Origin of the sequence: Halobacillus sp. (genome assembly GCF_049282395.1) — a bacterium.
GTDB lineage: Bacteria > Bacillota > Bacilli > Bacillales > Halobacillaceae > Halobacillus.
Window position 1 is genome coordinate 1 of the sequence record NZ_JBAPTY010000430.1, and the last position, 3,411, is coordinate 3,411.

At 42.5% G+C, this 3,411-nt stretch carries 4 protein-coding genes; all 4 read left to right on the plus strand.

What is annotated here, in order from left to right; translation table 11 throughout:
* A partial coding sequence (locus tag WAM07_RS17855) for a helix-turn-helix domain-containing protein (RefSeq protein ID WP_422168739.1) occupies positions 1-253 on the plus strand: 253 nt, incomplete at its 5' end.
* Positions 254-519: 266 nt separating this feature from the next.
* Complete coding sequence (locus WAM07_RS17860) at positions 520-1,860, plus strand: aspartate aminotransferase family protein (RefSeq protein WP_422168740.1); 1,341 nt, start codon at positions 520-522, stop codon at positions 1,858-1,860.
* A gap of 280 nt (positions 1,861-2,140) precedes the next feature.
* The gene (locus tag WAM07_RS17865) at positions 2,141-2,758 is read left to right on the plus strand and encodes a TetR/AcrR family transcriptional regulator (protein ID WP_422168741.1); all 618 of its coding nucleotides are present in this window, start codon (positions 2,141-2,143) and stop codon (positions 2,756-2,758) included.
* Positions 2,759-2,761: 3 nt separating this feature from the next.
* Positions 2,762-3,411: ABC transporter ATP-binding protein (locus WAM07_RS17870; protein ID WP_422168742.1), on the plus strand; the 650-nt coding region annotated here is incomplete at its 3' end.

The window sequence follows — 3,411 nt, forward strand, 5'->3', positions numbered from 1 at the left end:
GTATTTAGAGCCGATCATTCAAGATGATCTGAAGCACAATGCGAACTTATTAGAAACGTTAAGGGTTTATTTATCCTGCACTGGGTCCAAAAAAGAAACAGCGGACAGAGTTTTTGTCGTGCGTCAAACCCTGTACCACAGGCTTGAGAAACTGGAAAAACTGTTAGGATCCGACTTCATGGAATCGGAAAAAAGACAGGTCCTTGAGTTTGCACTGCTCGCAAATGAGTATCAAAAAACCATTTCCAGTTGACTATTTCTTATAGACACGCCCGCAGACGGGTGTTCACTTATTCTGACATGGAATAAGTGTTTTTTTTATGGACGCAAACCCAGGTGGAGAAGGAGGAAGCATCGATATAATAGAAGAAACTCGGTTTAGTCCGCCGCGTAGTCATTGTGTGAAAGGATCGTTTTAACCATTTGACACAATGTCTAATGAAAGTTTTTTGTATATGTTAGATAATTAAGATAATTCAAAATATTACCTTATATTTCTAATTCAAGGGGGTTCCTCCGTTGACAAAAGCTGATGTGAAGAGCGAATTGCTCGCAAAAGACGAAAAGTATGTATGGCATTCGATGAAACCTTATAAACCTGAAGATACAATGGTAGCCAAAAGTGCGAAAGGTTCCTGGATTACGGATGTAGAAGGGAACCGTTATCTCGACGCTATGTCGGGATTGTGGTGTGTGAATATTGGATACGGAAGAGAAGAATTAGCTCAGGCTGCTTTTGACCAGATGAAAGAACTATCCTATATGCCGATGACACAGAGCCATGAATCCGCGATTCAATTAGGGGAGAAGATTAATCAGCTGTTAGGCGATGACTATGTGATCTTCTTTTCCAACAGCGGATCGGAAGCGAATGAAGCGGCGTTTAAAATGGTTCGGCAGTACCATCAGCAAAAAGGGGATTATTACCGTACCAAATTTATTTCCAGGTACCGGGCGTATCATGGAAACTCTACCAGCTCTCTCGCCGCGACGGGTCAGGCTCAGCGTAAGTATAAATATGAGCCCCTGGGTCCCGGGTTCCTGCATGTAGCCCCGCCCGATGAATATCGAAATGATCACAGTGAGAAGGACCAGTGGGGAGCTCAAGATATGGATCGAGTGATGACATGGGAACATAGTGAATCAATCGCCGGCGTCATTATGGAGCCGATTATCACGGGTGGAGGTGTCATCGTTCCGCCAGAGCAATATATGAAAGAGGTAAAAGCTGTATGTGAACGGCACGGTGCCCTTATGATCGTGGATGAAGTCATCTGTGGATTCGGCCGGACAGGTAAACCGTTTGGATTTATGAATTATGACGTCAAACCGGATATCATCACGATGGCCAAAGGAATTACCAGCGCCTACCTGCCTCTTTCGGCAACAGCCGTTAAAAGAGAGGTTTATGAAGCCTTTTGCGGCAGCGAACCGTATGACTTTTTCCGCCATATCAATACGTTCGGCGGTCATCCGGCAGCCTGTGCTGTTGCACTTAAAAATATTGAGATCATGGAAAAAGAAAATCTGTTCGACCGATCCAGAGCTCTTGGAGAAGCCGCGAGAAATGAACTCACTCACCGTCTCGGGACTCATAAGTATGTGGGAGATATCCGCGGCAAAGGCCTTTTGATAGGAATTGAACTCGTCGTGGATAAAGAGACGAAGGAGCCCCTCGAAGTGAGTAAAGTCAACCAGGTGATTGGCTATTGCAAAGACCAAGGCATTTTAATAGGTAAGAACGGGATGACGGTGGCAGGGTATAATAATGTTCTTACTCTATCGCCCCCGCTCACCATCGAGGAAGAAGACATGCAATTGTTGCTCAACACCTTGGTCGATGCACTCCACCAACTGTAGGTAGAAAATGAAGCAGAAAGGATAAAGATAAATCGGATCGACTTGCCCCCTGCTGAGGGCTTTAACCTTATGAAGAAAGTATGGAGACACCGAATGTGCTACGGATTGAGAGGTACTTAAAGAAAATTGTCTCGTCCATTATGATAAACCCGCCAGTAATTGAATGGTGGGTTTATTTTTATTGTTTGAGGTCTTGCCCATGGAATTGCAAAATACTGCGATTGGATATAATATAAATATATGAATATAAATATTTTTTATTCATACGATTACAAATGAGGTGAGGAAATTGCCTAGAGGCTTTAATAAACTGGAAAAGCAAAGGATAAAAGAAACGTTACAACAAGAGGGGAGAGTCCTCTTTAGCAGGTTTGGGTTAAAAAAGACAAGTATTATGGAGTTAGCGAAGGCAAGCGGCATTTCGCCAGGGTCTTTTTACAGCTTTTATCATTCTAAAGAGGAACTGTTTTTTGAGATCGTGGAGCAAGAGGAAGAATCGATTAAGAAGGAGTTTATGTCCGTTGACTTAAGTCAAGCAGAAGATACAAAACAGACAATGAAAGATTTGCTGTTACAAACCTTTCATACCATTGAAAACAATGCTTTATTGAAAAACCTTCTGTTCGATCGTAACTATGAATCCATGGTTAGTAAACTTCCACCGGAAAAATTGGATAGTCATTTCAAAAAGGATGCGGCATCAGTAGACTTAATTTTAACCAAATGGAAGCAAAGCGGAGTGATCCGCCCCATTGACAGTGATACTCTTGCAGGATTGCTTCGAGCCTTATTCACCATGAGCCTTCACAAGAAGGAAATAGGGGAAGACGTGTATCCAGAAACTATTGCTATGCTGATTGAATTTATGGTAGATGGTCTTGTGGTTAAGGAGGATTAACTAGTGGATGATAAAATTTGTACGCGTAATCTAACCAAAACCTATAATGGGGTAAAAGCGGTTGATAAGGTTTCTTTACGGGTGAAAAAAGGGGAAATCTATGGATTTATAGGACTCAACGGAGCTGGTAAGACGTCCACGATCCGTATGCTGCTTGGCATGGTCCGCCCAACATCGGGAGAGTGCTTTATCAATGGTCAACCTGTGAACCCTGGAAATTATCGAATTTGGAACCAAGTAGGTTCTATGGTAGAGACGCCTCATGCTTATCCGGAGCTCACGGTAAGAGAAAACCTGGAAATTAATCGGAGCTATTATCAATTAAAGGGTAATACTGCCGTCAATCATATGATTCATCGCTTAAAACTATCCGCTTACGAACATAGGAAAGCCAAACATTTATCAATGGGAAATGCCCAGCGCCTGGGAATAGCTAAAGCACTCCTTCATGAACCGGAGATATTATTGCTTGATGAACCTTCTAATGGGCTGGATCCAGCGGGTATTGTGGAGATTAGAGATTTGTTACATGAACTTGCTTATACAAGAGGAACCACAATTTTCATTTCAAGCCATATCCTAGGAGAAATTTCTAAAATTGCCACGAAAATTGGAATCATTCATAACGGTCAGTTGATTCAGGAGCTTACAAA